The organism is Caballeronia udeis (assembly GCF_001544555.2).
GTDB lineage: Bacteria > Pseudomonadota > Gammaproteobacteria > Burkholderiales > Burkholderiaceae > Caballeronia > Caballeronia udeis.
Genome location: NZ_FCOK02000129.1, coordinates 1 through 15,239, shown reverse-complemented (window position 1 = coordinate 15,239; position 15,239 = coordinate 1). Strand labels below are relative to the sequence as shown.

Here is a 15,239-nt window from a genome sequence, read left to right as displayed (position 1 = left end):
GTCGCAATCGTGGGAGGCGCCGGTGATGCGGCAGCGAGTAGCGGCGCCTGCTGCAGCCGGATGAACCACCGGCTGCCGAATCCGCCGCCTGGAACTTCATCGCGATGTGGAACCAGTCGAGGATCCGACCACGAGCCAGCTGACCGCCCTGGACAATCTTTGAAAATTCTCCAGCGTCGTCGCTGATCACGGTCACGCGTTCATCGCTCGCCACACCGTTTCGGCTAAGGAACTGATCGAGTCGCGCTGCAGTCGAGGTGACTTCTCTGTGCACATAGGCATACAACTTTGGGGGACCGTCGGTGAACGTGGCTCGCCCGGCGACGATGTTCACGTGGCGGCCAGGGCCTCTCTCGAAGCCGCAATATCGCAGCCACGCCGAGTCGACGCTCACGGAGGCGACATGGCTGGATTCGCGAACCTGTACGTCTGCAACGGCCTGGGGCAGCTTCGCGATGTCACGCTCGATATGAGCGTCGAGCTATTTTCCAAGGGGGTGAGCCCGATCCCGGGTGCCGCTGAACGAAATGCACTTGTCCAGCGGCAGCAGTTCTCCGTGGTGTCGGTCGCCTTGACCGCCACGGTCCTTTGCGCCGCCGAGTTCATGCCGGTGGGTCTGCTGAGATACATCAGCGATGGCCTCCGGGTGAGCGAGGGAACAGCCGGCGTGATGGTCACCGTGCCGGGCATCCTGGCCGCCATCGCGGCTCCGGTACTCACGGTGGCCGTCGGTCGGCACGATCGCCGGTTGGTGCTGTGGGCGCTTGGGGCGCTGCTGGCTGCGTCGAGCCTCTTCGCGATGCTGGCGCCAAACTTCCCGGTCTTGATCCTCGGCCGGGTGCTGTTCGGCATCAGACTGGGCGGCTTCTGGGCAATCGGCGCCGGCGTGGGTGGGCGACTCGTTGCCGAAAAGTACGTTGCGAAAGCCACGTCGATCATTTTGCCGGAGTCTCGATCGACATGCTTGTTGGCGGGTGGGCGGGCGCCCTGATCGGTGACTCGTTCGGATGGCGTGCAGCATTCGGGGAGACGCTTGCGCTTTCGGCCGTCGCGCCCGGCGCGCAAGTGCTGTTGCTGCCGTCGATGAAGGTCGAGCAGCGTGTCCGGCCGGGTGATTTCTTCGACATCGTGTCGACGAGGAAAGGCAAAGTCGGGCTACTCGCGATGTTCTTCCTGCTAAGCGGACAGTTCGGCACCTACACCTACGTCACCTTCTTCCTCGTGAATGTCTCGGGCTTCGGTGGCCAGACCATCTCGTTGATCCTGCCGTGCTACACGCTGATCGGCTTGCTCGGTAACTTTGTCTGCGGAGCGGTGGTCGGCGCAACGTCAAGATGGCGTTGAGCGCGGCTATCTTGCTGTACATCGTCTCCGTGCTCTTGCTGCCCGTGCTCGGAAGCCGGCAAGCCGCCACGCTGGTGCTGCTCGCCGTTTGGGGGTGGCATACGGCGCGATCTCAATCGCGTTGCAGGTCTGGCAGGGGTAAGGCTGCGCGGGATTCGAAACTCTTCGAGAATACCTACACCGACATAATTGTGTCCACGTTCCGGCGGTCGTCTGCGAAACACTTCCAGGAAAGTTGAGCCTGAGTCGGACGACTTCAGTGTATGCCGGATCTGGCATTCGCACGACATCGCTGTTACGCATGGTCTCGATCACATATGCGGACTTTCTTCACAGACGAAGCCGTAGCTGGTGCAGTCCAAAGCGGTACCGCTGAAGAATTGCGAAGCTACGTCTAGCGGCCTGCGAAGCCGTTTAACCATCGACAGACCAAATCCGATTACGAGATGTTCACTGTGCAGTGCAAGAGCGAGCTAATTCATACTGCCGATCAAATACGCACGCCCCCAACCACACGACCTATCTCGAAATGGGGGCGTAGCAGGGCCTCATAAGGCAATCTGAAGACACGACGTGTCGCAAAACATCAAGCTGCAGTTTTATGACTGGTTAAATTGGTTTCTCGGAGCTGGCTGACACCGACTTTTTGACGACGGTCGTCCATCGCCGCAGGCGGCAGCATGGCATAGCCGCGCCGCGCCGATTATTACTCGAATCGATTCAACTGGAGAAAGTGATGACATCACCCGCAGGCTTCGCACCCGCCACGTCTCGTTGGCTGACCCCATTCGCAGCGCGGATGTGAGCGCCATGGCACGCAGGCCCAACATTGTCGTCCTCATGGTCGACCAACTCAGTGCACGAGCCCTCCATGCGTACGGCCACAACGTGGTCAAGACGCCGAACATCGACTCGATTGCAGAGCGCGGAGCGGTGTTCGAAAACTGCTACACAAATTTTCCGTTGTGCGCACCCGCTCGGCTCGCATTCATGACCGGTAGGCGATGCTCGAATATCGGTGCATGGGACAACGCCGCGCAGTTGCCCGCCGACATTCCGACATTCGCCCATTACCTGCGCTTAATGGGTTATCGCACATGCCTCTCCGGCAAGATGCATTTCATCGGCCCTGATCAACTTCACGGTTTTGAAGAACGCGTGACGACGGACATTTGCCCATCGGATTTCAATTGGACAGCGGATTGGGACGATCCCTGGCGCACAATGGACTGGTTCCACAACATGAAGAATGTGCGCGGCGGGGGTATTGCTGAGCGTTCGCTTCAGCAGGATTTCGATGAAGAGGTGGCCTTCCACGCTACCCGAAAAATCTTTGACTGGGCGCGGGAAGACGATGATCGCCCGTTCCTGCTGGTCTCCTCGTTCACCCATCCGCATGACCCGTACGTGACGCCTAAGCGTTTCTGGGATCTCTATGGCGATGAAGAGATCGATTTGCCGCGCGTGCCCTTCATAGAGCCGGAAAAGCGAGACCCGCATAGCAGGCGCCTGTGGGAACAATACGACCGCGGTGAGCTTGGCCTGACAGACGACGATATCCGTCGCGCACGCCACGGTTATTACGGCAGCATCTCATACGTGGATGAGCGCATAGGCGAAGTGCTGACGGCGCTTACCCGTGCAAGCCTCATGGACAACACAGTAGTCGTCCTTTGCGCCGATCACGGCGACATGATCGGAGAGCGCGGCCTCTGGTACAAGATGAGCTTCTATGACTGGTCATCGCGCATCCCTTTGATCATGGCCGGTCCCGGTCTACCGGGCGGACAGCGGGTGAAGTCGAACTGCAGTCTCATCGATATCCTGCCGACGCTGGTCGACATCGCCTCGGGAGGCGACTGGCATGGCTATCCCGAAGCACCTGACGGCCAGAGCCTGCTACCTCTTCTCTCGGCGGAAGACCCCGAGCGGATTGCAGTGAGCGAGCTGTTCTCGGAAGGCGTTGCCGCGCCTTACGTGATGCTCCGCAAGGGACGTTACAAGTTCAACTTCGTGGACCACGATCCCCCCCAGTTGTTCGATATGGAAGCGGATCCGGACGAACTTAACGATCTCGTTGGCAATCCTGATCATGCCACCCTGGTGGAGGGATTTCTTGGAGAGGTGGCCGGGCGCTGGAATCTTGCCGGACTGAAGGAAGAGGTGTTGAGCAGCCAGCGTCGGCGGCGTCTCGTTTATCAATCGTTGACGAAAGGACGTGTGACGCCTTGGGACTTTCAGCCCATGGAGGACGCCTCGAAGCGCTACTACCGCGGCACTAACTCCTATCACGATGCCGAAGCACGCGATCTTCTCAGACCACCCGATGTTGATTGAAGCGTCGCACGAACGCCCCGAGGCGTTTGAGCCGCTAGGAAGCGCTCGTCGGGCGTCGCCCGACGACTCGGAATTGGGCTTGTCGCGCCTGGATGAGCGGGCTGCTAAAAAAAAACGAACGCCAGGTCGCCGGATCGACCCGTTTTCGTTACGGTATCTGACCCTCGATGGAGAACGCAGAATGAAAGTCCCCACACGTTTCACCGGTTCGTTGTTGATTCTTTGTTGCAGCGCGAGCGCCTACGCTCAGGATCCGGCAGTGTGCCGGACGGTTCGATTCGCCGATATCGGATGGACCGACATTGCCGCGACCACGGCGCTGGCATCGACGGTATTTGCCGGACTTGGCTATCAGCCGACAAAGACGATCGCGTCGGTGCCGATTGCGTTGACGGGCGTGAAGTCGAAACAGATCGATGTCTTCCTCGGCGACTGGCGACCGGCGATGGACGGCGTCGCCCAGCCGTTCATCAAGAGCGGCAGCATCAAAGTACTCAGCGAGCCCAACCTGACTGGTGCGAAGTACACGCTTGCCGTGCCGTCTTACGTCTACGATGCAGGCCTCAAATCATTCGCGGATATCGCGAAGTTTGGCGACAAGCTCGATTATCGGATCTACGGTTTAGGATCCGGCGGCGCAGGCAACGTGCTCGTGCAAAAGATGATTGATAGCAATCAGTTCGGCCTTAAGGACTTCAAGCTGGTCGAATCGAGTGAAGCAGGCATGCTAGTCGAAGTGAATCGCGCGGTCCGCAGCAAGAAGTGGGTGGTATTCCTCGGCTGGGACCCTCATCCGATGAACATCGAGTTGAAGATGAACTACCTGAGCGGCGGCGATGCGGTGTTTGGACCGAACTACGGCGAGGCGAAGGTTTATTCGATGGTACCGCCTGACTATCTGACGCGCTGTCCCAATGCCGGGAAATTTGTGACGAATTTGAAATTTACGCCGTCCCTCGAGAGCGAGGTGATGAAGTCGATCACCAGAGACAAGAAAGAGCCGAACGTTGCGGCGCGCGAGTGGTTGAAGCGCAATCCGGGCATCCTCACCGAGTGGCTTACCGGGGTCAAGACGTTCGACGGCAAAGACGCGCTGCCAGCGATGAATGCTTACCTCGCCGGTCAATGACGGAATGAGACAATGCCCCCGAAGTTGCGATCGCCGGGGCATTCCACGGTATTTATGGAACGGAAAAGTTCAGGGTCAAGACGCTACCATTGGTAGCGTCGATCCGAGGTTAAAGTACTTATTGGGGAACGAGCCGAGGAATTCGTTTATCTGTTTGGACTATCTTATCGTCACGCGCTCTTTGATCTTACCGACGCTGGGCCTTACGAGGCTGTCCGGATCGGGCGGCACGTCGCCGTCGTCGTCATCCTGGGGGTGGTCTGGATCGATTTCGGGAAGAGGCGGAATCGGGTGCTGCGCGAGATGTGCGCCGCCACGTATAGAGTCCGTGAGGCGGTTCACAACAATGGAATAGGTCATTTGGCTCGAAAGCTAACGCGCGGAAGACAGTCCAGTCCATGCGTTTTCACAAATGCCCTGCCCGTCGCACAACCGACCGCCGGCGCCGCGTCGCCGGTTCGCATGGCGTCAATCGGCGCAGCGGTTCGGAGACTCAGCCTATCACAAGATACTCGAGCCGATTCCCGACGCACCCTCGTTTGCCGACGCAAGACCTGCGCGCCCCAAACGGACCTCGCGCCGCGACGGTCGGCCTGTAATCACGAGCAATGGCCCGATGGCCCCTTCGCGTGCGACTTTGTTCTCGTCACCGAGGACCTGAAGTCGCACAACTCCGTCTCCCACCCTCCGAAAGCAATAGTTCTTGATGACGAGCAGGCTTTTTCGTTCGCGGGATCATTCCTTGTTTCGGGATCAATGCGCTCACGATATGTCGCAAGAGAGCCGATTATTAGTCAAACGAAAAATGGCAGCGAGCCGTTGTTGACTGGCTCACGAACCAGGAACCGCGTTCGCAAAGGGGGCATTGTGGAAGACCGCCAGAGGGTAGATGTATTCCCATGTGCATTGGTGTTTATCGACGTCAATGCGTTGGGCAGCCCAAACTATAAAAGCAATGACCCTCTTTCGTACGTGCGGCAAGCTATCTGTTTGCATAAAAGTCTCCTGCACGCCGGCTTTGCGCGTCTGAACATTTTCACTAACGCGGTCGACACGGTTTTTCTCAGTTATCGGATACACCGCCGCCGGAACGCCCTATTGTTCACCAGCTCGACACAACAGTGGAGGTGCCGAAGCAGGCGCGTTTTTATGCGGCGCACTTCAAGCTTGATCTGATTGCGCAAGCGACTGAAATGCTGCAAAGCAATGACATGTTGCTCCTCCTCGACACAGACATGGCGGCGTTGCGCAAGTTGGACGACGACCTGCTGCGCAGGCGCCGGACCGCCGGCATCGGCGTGTTTGATATATCGGACCAGGTCTTTCCCACGTACGGCTGCGAGCGGGTCATCGGCGACTTGGAGACGGTGGCTGGTAGACGGCTCGCGAGCCCTCGTTGGTATGGTGGAGAATTTCTTTCCCCCGAAGGGAGGCGTCGGGTCCATCTCATTAGAACCGGTTCATCGCTTCGCCAAAGCACGGTCGAAGAATCGCATCGCCTTCAGTAGAGAGCTAGCCATTCACTGTGTAGGTCATAAATTTTGTCGTGCGATGATATCCCACCCGCTGATAGACCGGGAAACCAGCATCCGTTGCGTGCAAAGTAGTGCGTCTGAGACCCGTCGCATCATAAGCGGCTTGCAACGCGTGCCGCACCGTGGCCGCACCGAATCCCCTTCGCTGTGCGTCGGGCCTGGTTGCGACGAGGGCGAGATAAAGCTGATCGCGATTAACGATTGCCGCCGCTGTCGATACTGCCTTGCCATCTTCGTACCCGATGTAGGCGAACGCGGTTTCCTTCCAGAATCTGGATCCACCTAACCCAGCGCGCCCAGCATCCAAGGGGAAGCCGTAGCCTTCGCTGTTAATGTCGGCATATAGCTGGAGCGCCGCTTCGTCGGTTACCCGTAGAAACTTCAGAGATGAAGGATAGGTAGGCGAAGCAAGCGGCAGAATATCTCCCACCATACCTGTAATGTCCAAGGCAAATTGAAGCTTTTCGCTTGCCAAAATCGCGTCGAGGTCTTTCTTTGCTTGACCGAACAAATAGTCTTCACAAATATAGATCAGGCCATCGTGCCGTTTTGAGCCTACATATCTCGATGCTTCGTTTAGTCGGTCTCTTAGCAAGGTCGGGTCCGAAATATCTTCGGTGAGAAAGACCGCATTCCAAAATGGAAAGGGACTGTCTGCCCAGCACATTGACAATCCGGGCCTATCTGTCAGGTCGGCATTTGGACGGTCGCCCGCCAGGACTTTCCACATCGAGACATATTGAACATTCGACTCGGTGATTTCAGGATTTTCCATGATATGTGAGGTTCGCAGATTCTTAGGCCAGTGGTAACGGCAGCGCTGTCGCTGCGACGGGTGAGGAGTTGTCCCGATACGAACGCACGCCCGCTCATTCAAATCTTAAGTTGGGAGTCGCGTCGTAAAAGCTTGGTGAGGATCGCGTAGTACGCGATGCCTATCGCAAGCCAACTCAAGCCGAGTGTCCATGTCGCCGACCCCATCGAGTACAAAACGTATGCCAGAATGACGAAACCGATGATCGGTGAGACGAGATGTTTGAAGAATGCGTGTGAACGCTTTCGCGCAGTAAAGTGAAGGATCACTGTGACGTGCAGGATCATGAAGCCAGTTAAGGCGCCAAAGTTGACAAAGCTGGTCAGCGTATCAAGATGGTCAAGAAAGCCGATCGCCACAGCTAAGGAAACCGCCGCTACCAACAGAAGGCTGAAGTGAGGCGTTTTGAACCTTGGATGGACGGTTGCCAGAAGAGCCGGAATCTTGCGGTCGCGCGCCATTGAGAACAGAAGGCGAGCGATCGCCCCTTGAGCGACGATAGAGCATGAAACACCAAAAACAATTGCCGTTGTCCAGGCGGTCACGGCGGCGAGTGGCTTGCCGCCAGCCAACTCGGCAACCTCGTAGAACGCCGTGTCTAGAGACCTGAATTTCATTCCATTTGCAAGATCAGCGGCTATCCAGGTTTGAAGGACAAACAGCGCTCCGACCACCGCCAGGGACGCAATTGTGGCGTTTCCTACCACCTTCTTGCTGTCTCCTTTCACCTCCTCCGCCAGCGTCGAGATTGCATCAAAGCCGAGGAACGAAAGTGCGCAAATCGAAACCGCCGAGAAAATGAGTTGGACCTTGAACGCTCCAGGTTGAAAGAGCGGCTTCAATGTGAGGTGTCCTGCCCCTACCCCGTGATAGAGCGCGTATAAACCGCATGCGGAGAAAACAGCAAGGACAACAACCTGCACTGCCATAAAAAACTTGTTCACGGTTGCCGTCGCCTGCACGCCAACGTAATTGGTGAACGTGCCGATTGATAAAAACACTGCGATCCAGGTCCAGCGAGGTAAAACTGGAAACAGCTGTGACAGCGCTGCAGTTGCAACGACATAGGTCAGCGCAGGACACAGTAAATAATCTAATATCAACATCCAGCCGGCGATAAACCCTGCGGCATCGCCAATACCCCGCTGCGCGTAAGCGTAGGCGGATCCAGCGATGGGGAAATCCTCTGAGAGTACTTTGTAGCTCAAGGCAGTAAAATACATCGCTATCATTCCAACGATGTAGGCCAATGCAACCATACCGGCTGATGCATCCGAGACATAGCCAAAGATCGCGAACGGTGCGACGGGAATCATGAACACCGCGCCGTACACGACCAGATCGACCAATGTGAGCGTGCGCTTTAGTTCTTGTTTATATCCAAATGAATCGGTTGCCACGGGGCATCTCTCCAAAAGCGGAACGTGATCGATTTCTACTGCAATGCTGATAACACCTAATGCGCCAACATTATTCCTCGACGCTTTTTTAAGGAGGGCGTTTCGATAGCGGCTACCTTCGGACACGCTGGCCGAGACAAACGTATACGACGTGCTCTGCGCGGCCTTACCGGGCTCCTTGAGCACTTGCACCGTTGCCTCGTCACCGCGGGTCAGCGGATTCCATCAGCGCCAATAGGCGATATGCCTCGATAACAGGCCGGATATAAAACCGCAACTTGATTCTGTTTGATGGCATCCATGTCGACCCTTCGCAAATGGAAGGCGTCCAGTCCATATAACTGCTGCATGAAGTGGATGCGCAGCGTCGTCTTGACCGCAAATGGCGGTCGTCCTCTCTTGCCCTCAGGCGCGTGCGGTGTGACCAACCCGACAAGCTTGGCCCACGGAACAACCCGATTCATCTCGTCAAGGAACGCGCGCTTACGCGCGCTTGGTCACCAAATCCAACCCCGGACTAGCTTGTTTCATTCTCGCATCGTCGCAGCCATCGACGTATTCGGCAACCACCTTGTACGAGATTTATGCAGGCTTTCCCTAGCCGATCAGGCGACGCCATGTTCCGCGAACCACGAAAGGCATTTCTGCCAGCCATCGCATGCATCGTCAGCTCGGTAACTCTCGCGATAGTCGGCAAAGAATGCATGACCCGCGTCGGGATAAATGTCTATGCGCGAGTTACGTGCATTGTCGTTGCCCTGCTCCAACACTGCCCTCATCGAGGACACATGGTTTATTGGCACCACTGAGTCGTATCCCGCATAGAGTCCAAGCACTGGTGCGCGCAACAGACCTGTCACCGATACTGGATGCAAAGGCGTATTCGAGGAAACATCTCCGTCCAGCCTGCCATACCACGCGACGGCGGCTTTGAGGTTCAGCGCATGGGCCGTATAGAGCCACGTAAGGCGGCCGCCCCAGCAGAAGCCCGTGATGCCGAGTCGTCCCGCGTCTCCGCCGAGCTCGCCCGCCAGCGCCTGAACCGCGTCGGGATCGGTGATAACCTGGGAATCTGGTGTTTGCGAAATTACATCGCGTATCAAATCCGCGAGCGACTCGAACGACGACGCGTCCCCACGGCGTGCGAATAGATCCGGCGCCAGCGCGAGATAACCCAACTTCGCAAAGCGTCGGCAGACGTCTGCGATATGCGCGTGCACGCCGAACACTTCCGACACGACCAGGAACACGGGAAACGGTCCGTTACCTGACGATGGCCTGGCGTAGTACACGGGCAGATCGAAGCCTTCTGATAATGCTGTGATCTCGCCGGTTTTCAGACCATCGGCGTCGGTGTGAATGGTCGTTCCGCCAATCGGATGCGCTGCTTCCGACACGCGCGAGCCAAGACCGCCGCTACGTGGAGTGTCCGACAAGTTTTCAGAGTTATCGCCCATTTCGACTCTCCATCGGTTAGCGCGGGCCAAAGCCACGATATGGCAACAGTGGAACCAGGTTTTCAAGTTCCAGCATGCCGGCCTTGACGAGCGGCAGCGATTCGATAAAGGCGTGCGCCGCGTCCGCCGAATCGGCCTCAAGTATCGAGCATGCACCGCGCTTGTCACCGCGAGACCAGATCTGCCGCACGGAACCTTCAACGTATAACGTACGGACACGCTGCGCCTCGACTTCCAGCATCGGCGCGAAATCGGCATCCGTGTACAGGTCAGTGCGCATACGTGAGATAGCAAGAAATTGCATTGTGATTCTCCGCATTGAGGATAGACCTAGTCTAGAGGCGTCGTTGCCTCCGAACAATGCACGGCGCGACGCGATTTTGTTGACTTTTGAACAACGGTCAATCGATCGACAGCATCAAAACCTTTGCCTGATGCCGAGTGCGGCCACAATCTGTTTGTCCGTGCTCGACGGCGTTGCACCGTTGATGGCGGCGACCGCAGCGTGTTCCGTCGAGTTCACGCCACCTGCTTTTTGCAGAACCGTGACCAAGTAGAGATCCGTGCGTTTCGAGAGTAGGTAATCCGCGCCGAAATTGATCTGCTGATAGTGAGCGCCATCCTGCCCGTCGACTTTCTCGCCGTGCGTGTGAGTATAAGCAGCGCCTATCAGCAATGCTGATAGGCGCATAGGCTGGCGTGAGCGCGATCATGAACGTGCTGCACGCCATCAACGCGCTGTTCAGGTCAGCGCAGCCTTTCGGCCCAGGCGGTCGCCATAGACGCCAAGTAGCGCGCTACCTGCCAGTCACTATGTACGCCAAGGAGCGGGCTGCCCAACAGTCGCGCGGAAAATCCCGCAGCGAACGTGGCAACCGCGAGCAACAACGATCTCGTCGAGTCGTTCGCCGGAAAATACAGTCGACCGATGGTCGCCGCGAAAAAGCCATGCACGGTGAAGTCGAACACTTGGAGCCAGTCGCCGATGACCGCCACCGTCACGGCGCGCGCCGTGCGTTTTTTGTGCGACGGTGTCTGAATTGGTAATGGACTCGGGTGCACCGAAAATCGATTCCGGAGTGCTCACGCGTTGCCTCCCGCATCGCGTGCAAGAAAGCGCTCCACCAGCCGCGTCCAGAAGGCCGCACCGACAGGCAGGTTCGCGTCGTTGAAGTCGTAGCGCGGGTTGTGCACCATGCAGCCGCCTTCACCGACTTCCTTGCCCGTTCCATTACCAAGCCGGATGAAACACCCAGGCCTCTGTTCCAGCATGAAAGCGAAGTCCTCGCTCGCCATCACGCGTTCAGCGGGCAAGATTACGCGCGTGTCTCCAACCAGTTCACGAGCCACTTCGGCGGCGAAAGCAGTTTCGTCGGCGTGATTGACTACGACGGGATAGCCCATCACGTAATCGATATCGGCCGTTGCGCCGTAGCTCTGTGCCTGCGCGTGCACGAGGTCAACGATGCGTTGCTTGAGCGTTTCGCGGACCTGCGCGCTGAACGAGCGCACGCTCAGTTGCATTGTTACGGAATCAGGGATCACGTTGTTGGCGAAACCGCCTTGAATCGATCCGACCGTGACGACGGCCGCTTCAGCCGGATCGATATTGCGCGCGACGATCGTCTGCAGCGCCATCACGATACTCGATGCGACGACGACCGGGTCGACCGACAGATGCGGACGCGCAGCGTGACCACCGACGCCGTTCACGGTGATCGTCACCTTGTCGCCCGCCGACATGAACGCGCCCGGCCGCAACAGAAACGTTCCCTGCTCGACGCCGGGATGATTGTGGATGCCGAATACCGCATCGCATGGAAAGCGCTCGAAAAGACCATCGTCGATCATCGCGCGCGCGCCGCTGTCATAGCCCTTTTCTTCCGCCGGCTGAAAATACAGGTGAACGGTGCCCGAAAAGTTGCGTGTTTTCGCAAGTTGACGGGCTGTGCCCAGCAGCATTGCGGTATGGCCATCGTGGCCGCATGCATGCATCTTGCCGTGGTGCGTGCTCGCATACGGCAAACCGGTTTCTTCGAGAATGGGCAACGCGTCCATATCGGCGCGAATACCGATGCTGCGCGTGCCGTCGCCGACCTTAAGCGTGCCGACGAGCCCCGTTTTACCGATGCCCGTCGTCACGTCATAACCCCACTCGGTGAGCCGCTCGGCGACCAGTCGCGCGGTTTTGGTTTCCTCGAAGGCGAGTTCGGGATGTTGATGGATGTGCTGGCGCAGCGCGCGGATTTCATCGAATGACGCGTGGAGGTCATCGACTTCGCAGTACTTCATGAAAGTGTTCCTTGAATAGGGATGCGATCGCTGGATCGAACATCAGTTTTTCGCAGCGGAGACAGGCAGCCGGTTTAGCAGGATCGACGCGCCGCCGGCAAGAAGAATCAGCGCCATCGAAATCAGCCCGCTTTGGAGCGTGCCAGTCTCTTCCTTGAGCCAGCCGATCAATGACGGGCTCAGAAATCCGCCCAGCAAGCCGATGCTGTTGATCAGCGCGATGCCGCCTGCCGCGGCCGTGCCCTTCAGATACGCGGTCGGTATCGACCAGAACACGACGTAAGCACTGTAGATGCAGATCGTCGCTACCGTCATCCAGATCAGCGTGCCGGCGAGGCTATGACCGAAAGACGATGCGATCAACAGACCGAGCGCGCCGCCCGCAGCGGGAATGGCACTGTGCAGACGTCGCTCGCGTCGGAGGTCCGAATGGCGCGCGAGCAACGGCACAGCGATGATGGTCACGAGGTGCGGCAGCGTGGCATACCAGCCAAGCGCGACGGTGTTCGCCACGCCCGTCGCTTTCAACATCGTGGGTAACCAGAAACTCACCGTGTACAGTCCGCAGATCAGACAAAAGTAACTGAACGCCATCGCGTAGATGCGCGGATCCTTGAGCGCCGCGCCAAATGCGCTGTGTTTGCTCTGACGGCCTCCCGAGCGAATGTCGTCTGCCAGCAGTGCCTTGTCGGCATCGCTTAGCCAGCGAACGTCGCGCGGCGAGTCGTCGAGACACCACAGCGCAAGCGCGCCCAGCACCACGCACGGGAGGCCTTCAGCGAGGAACAACCATTGCCAGCCGGCGAGGCCGTGCGCACCGTTCAGCGCGGTCATGATCCATGTCGAGAGCGGCCCGCCCGCGATACCGGCTGCTGGCCCCGCCATCAGAACGATGGCCATGACACGAGCGCGCCGCGCATCGGAGAACCAAAACGTCAGATACAGGATCATGCCGGGCGCGAAGCCCGCTTCAAATGCGCCGAGCAGAAAGCGCAATACATAGAAGCTCTTCGCGTCGTGCACGAACAGCATGCAGGCAGAAGTAAGGCCCCATAACACCATGATGCGGCTGATCGTCTTGCGCGCGCCGATCTTTTCGAGCAGCAGATTGCTCGGTATTTCGAGCAACATATAGCCAAGAAAGAACACACCTGCGCCGAATCCGTACATGGCATCGCCCATGCCAAGATCGTGCTGCATCTGCAGCTTTGCGAAGCTGACGTTGACACGGTCCAGGTAAGCGAGAACGTAGCAAAGCAGCATGAAGGGCAGCAACCGCCAGCCAATACGATGATAGATGCCTTCCAGCACCGCGTCGGGCTGCGCTACGACCGTGATAGGTTCTGTGATTCGGGTGTGGTTCAACCTTGTCTCCGGGTGAAGCAGGCCGCTTTGGGGGGCGCTCTGCTTGTGTCAGTGTCTGGCGTAAGTCTGCGGAGTCACAATGCTGAAAGCAATGCAGATTCCGCTGGCGTTTCGTTGCTTTTCAGGCAACAATTCGGGCATATCCGCACTCCGTGCATCCGAAGGAGTTTCTCGTGTCGCCCGTCCCACCCGGCATCAATGAACGGCGCCTGCGCTACTTTTACGAAACGGTTTCGTTGGGCTCGATACGTGGGGCTGCCGAACATTTCGAGGTCGAGCCTTCCGTGGTTACCCGACAGATCCAGCAACTGGAGATCGAGCTTGGCTGCAAGCTGCTCGAGCGACGCGGTCGCAATGTCGTACCGACGGAAGCTGCGGCACTCGTGCTCGACCATTGTCGCGAACGTTGGGCAAGCGAAGAGACGTTGCACGCACGGCTGAGCGAATTGAAGGGCCTACAGCGCGGCGAGATTCGCGTCGTCGCGGGCGAAGGTTTTCTGGAAGAGCTGAGCCGCACGATCAGCTTCGAGTTTTGTAGCAAGTTTCCGAAGATCAACGTGACGCTCGACCAAGTCAGCAGCCATGAGGTTGTTCGAATGGTCTCGCAGCATGAAGCGCACATAGGCATTGCATATTGCGCGCCGCAGGACAGTTCGATCCGCGTCCTCAAAGCGCGGCGTTTGCCGGTGCGGCTTGTGACGTGGCCCGGCCATCCACTCGCCACGCGAAAAGTGCCGTTGAAGCTGAAGGACGTATTACCCTACCCGGTCGCGTTGATGCAAGAGCAGTTCGGCTTGCGCAAACTGTTGCGCGCTGCAGAATTCGCCGACAAGATCGAATTCACGCCAACCTTCACGACCAATTCGTTAGCGACCTTGAAGAATCATGTCAGGGCGCATGTCGGGATTACGTTCATGTCGGAACGGGCGGTGAGTCGAGAGGTCGAGGCAGGCGAATTTATGACGGTGCAAATCGAGAATCCTGTTCTGGAGTCGGCCGAGATACAACTAATCGTGCGCGCCGACCGCATAGCTTCTGTAGCTTTGCAGCGTCTGCAGAAGCAACTAAGCGAGATGTCTTTGTTCGAGACATCTAAGCGACCATGACGTTTCTAGCGTGGCGGTCAGGACCCACGCCTCGCGCACGGATCGCGAGCACGACGTCGTACGGTGTGCGCCCGTCGGTGGTTCTCACCTCCGGATCGCCACCCGAGGCGATCAGCTTCTTGAGATTGCCCGTCTGCCCGTGGCCGGCCGCCAGATGCAGCGGCGTATCAATCGCGAGAGGCGTACCCTTCTGGCAGCCATAAGCTGGATGAGTCCCAGGTAGTCGATATGGCGAACACATGTGAATCTGCGATAAAGGTCGTTACTAGAAACATGCGGAAATGGCTTTTACGCTTGAACCAAGAGGTAATGGAAGTCGGACTAGCGTTTTCAGGCTACGCGGTCGTGACCCATACCTTACTGCGACGGAACCTGATTGCCCGGTGATCCTGTTCGATTATGTTGTTCAGATACTTGTTTTGGCGGATCTTGATTGGTGTGTCGCGCTCTGCATTGAGGG

At 57.8% G+C, this 15,239-nt stretch carries 14 protein-coding genes and 5 pseudogenes; 7 read left to right on the top strand and 12 right to left on the bottom strand.

From position 1 onward, the window contains the following. Nucleotides 1-334, bottom strand: a pseudogene (locus AWB69_RS43450) (hypothetical protein); the annotation flags it as partial. Nucleotides 335-403: 69 nt separating this feature from the next. Between AWB69_RS43450 and AWB69_RS43445 the strand changes: the two are divergent. The 6 genes and pseudogenes from AWB69_RS43445 to AWB69_RS43415 all read left to right on the top strand — a co-directional run bounded on the left by AWB69_RS43445 (nt 404) and on the right by AWB69_RS43415 (nt 6,318). Next, complete coding sequence (locus AWB69_RS43445) at nt 404-991, top strand: MFS transporter (protein WP_062092937.1); 588 nt, start codon at nt 404-406, stop codon at nt 989-991. Further along, nucleotides 961-1,344, top strand: coding sequence for an MFS transporter (locus AWB69_RS43440; RefSeq protein WP_062092936.1), 384 nt, complete (start codon nt 961-963; stop codon nt 1,342-1,344). The genes AWB69_RS43445 and AWB69_RS43440 overlap by 31 nt, the downstream gene beginning before the upstream one ends. A gap of 810 nt (nt 1,345-2,154) precedes the next feature. Then, nucleotides 2,155-3,681 carry a choline-sulfatase gene (gene betC, locus AWB69_RS43430; protein ID WP_062092934.1) on the top strand — a complete coding sequence of 509 codons (1,527 nt, stop codon included), beginning with the start codon at nt 2,155-2,157 and terminating at the stop codon, nt 3,679-3,681. A 181-nt stretch (nt 3,682-3,862) separates the two neighbouring features. Continuing rightward, a complete protein-coding gene (locus tag AWB69_RS43425) occupies nt 3,863-4,810 on the top strand; it encodes a choline ABC transporter substrate-binding protein (protein ID WP_062092933.1) in 948 nt (315 codons plus the stop codon). Nucleotides 4,811-5,294: 484 nt separating this feature from the next. Beyond that, nucleotides 5,295-5,473 (top strand): annotated as a pseudogene (locus AWB69_RS50115) (endonuclease/exonuclease/phosphatase family protein); the annotation flags it as partial. 464 nt (nt 5,474-5,937) lie between these two features. Continuing rightward, nucleotides 5,938-6,318 carry a hypothetical protein gene (locus tag AWB69_RS43415; RefSeq protein WP_156529193.1) on the top strand — a complete coding sequence of 127 codons (381 nt, stop codon included), beginning with the start codon at nt 5,938-5,940 and terminating at the stop codon, nt 6,316-6,318. 4 nt (nt 6,319-6,322) lie between these two features. Here AWB69_RS43415 and AWB69_RS43410 read toward each other — a convergent pair whose 3' ends face one another. The 9 genes and pseudogenes from AWB69_RS43410 to AWB69_RS43375 form a co-directional block, all read right to left on the bottom strand. Next, a complete protein-coding gene (locus AWB69_RS43410) occupies nt 6,323-7,120 on the bottom strand; it encodes a GNAT family N-acetyltransferase (protein ID WP_062092930.1) in 798 nt (265 codons plus the stop codon). 98 nt (nt 7,121-7,218) lie between these two features. Beyond that, nucleotides 7,219-8,751 (bottom strand): APC family permease, encoded by a 1,533-nt coding sequence (locus tag AWB69_RS43405; protein WP_231937440.1) that lies wholly within the window; start codon nt 8,749-8,751, stop codon nt 7,219-7,221. A gap of 137 nt (nt 8,752-8,888) precedes the next feature. Next, nucleotides 8,889-9,090 (bottom strand): annotated as a pseudogene (locus AWB69_RS49060) (IS5/IS1182 family transposase); the annotation flags it as partial. A 74-nt stretch (nt 9,091-9,164) separates the two neighbouring features. Next, nucleotides 9,165-10,016 (bottom strand): dienelactone hydrolase family protein, encoded by an 852-nt coding sequence (locus tag AWB69_RS43400; RefSeq protein WP_062092929.1) that lies wholly within the window; start codon nt 10,014-10,016, stop codon nt 9,165-9,167. Between the two features lie 16 nt (nt 10,017-10,032). Then, nucleotides 10,033-10,320: a muconolactone Delta-isomerase family protein gene (locus AWB69_RS43395; protein WP_062092928.1), complete on the bottom strand. Its 288-nt coding sequence runs from the start codon at nt 10,318-10,320 to the stop codon at nt 10,033-10,035. A 114-nt stretch (nt 10,321-10,434) separates the two neighbouring features. Continuing rightward, the gene (locus AWB69_RS43390) at nt 10,435-10,707 is read right to left on the bottom strand and encodes a porin (RefSeq protein WP_062092927.1); all 273 of its coding nucleotides are present in this window, start codon (nt 10,705-10,707) and stop codon (nt 10,435-10,437) included. Further along, nucleotides 10,691-11,078, bottom strand: a pseudogene (locus AWB69_RS43385) (hypothetical protein); the annotation flags it as partial. The pseudogene AWB69_RS43385 and the gene AWB69_RS43390, both read right to left, overlap by 17 nt. Nucleotides 11,079-11,099: 21 nt before the next feature. Beyond that, nucleotides 11,100-12,308: a M20 aminoacylase family protein gene (locus tag AWB69_RS43380; protein WP_062092925.1), complete on the bottom strand. Its 1,209-nt coding sequence runs from the start codon at nt 12,306-12,308 to the stop codon at nt 11,100-11,102. Nucleotides 12,309-12,350: 42 nt separating this feature from the next. Then, entirely contained in the window at nt 12,351-13,673 is a 1,323-nt protein-coding gene (locus AWB69_RS43375) for an MFS transporter (RefSeq protein ID WP_231937439.1), read from the bottom strand. A gap of 173 nt (nt 13,674-13,846) precedes the next feature. Between AWB69_RS43375 and AWB69_RS43370 the strand changes: the two genes are divergently transcribed. Continuing rightward, entirely contained in the window at nt 13,847-14,779 is a 933-nt protein-coding gene (locus AWB69_RS43370; protein WP_062092924.1) for a LysR family transcriptional regulator, read from the top strand. On the opposite strand, the gene AWB69_RS43365 is transcribed toward AWB69_RS43370, so the two are convergent. Together AWB69_RS43365 and AWB69_RS49055 are read right to left on the bottom strand one after the other, a co-directional pair. Beyond that, nucleotides 14,766-15,020 carry an ankyrin repeat domain-containing protein gene (locus tag AWB69_RS43365; protein ID WP_062092923.1) on the bottom strand — a complete coding sequence of 85 codons (255 nt, stop codon included), beginning with the start codon at nt 15,018-15,020 and terminating at the stop codon, nt 14,766-14,768. The two genes, AWB69_RS43370 and AWB69_RS43365, sit on opposite strands and share 14 nt — an antisense overlap. 124 nt (nt 15,021-15,144) lie before the next feature. Further along, a pseudogene (locus tag AWB69_RS49055) lies at nt 15,145-15,239 on the bottom strand (IS6 family transposase); the annotation flags it as partial.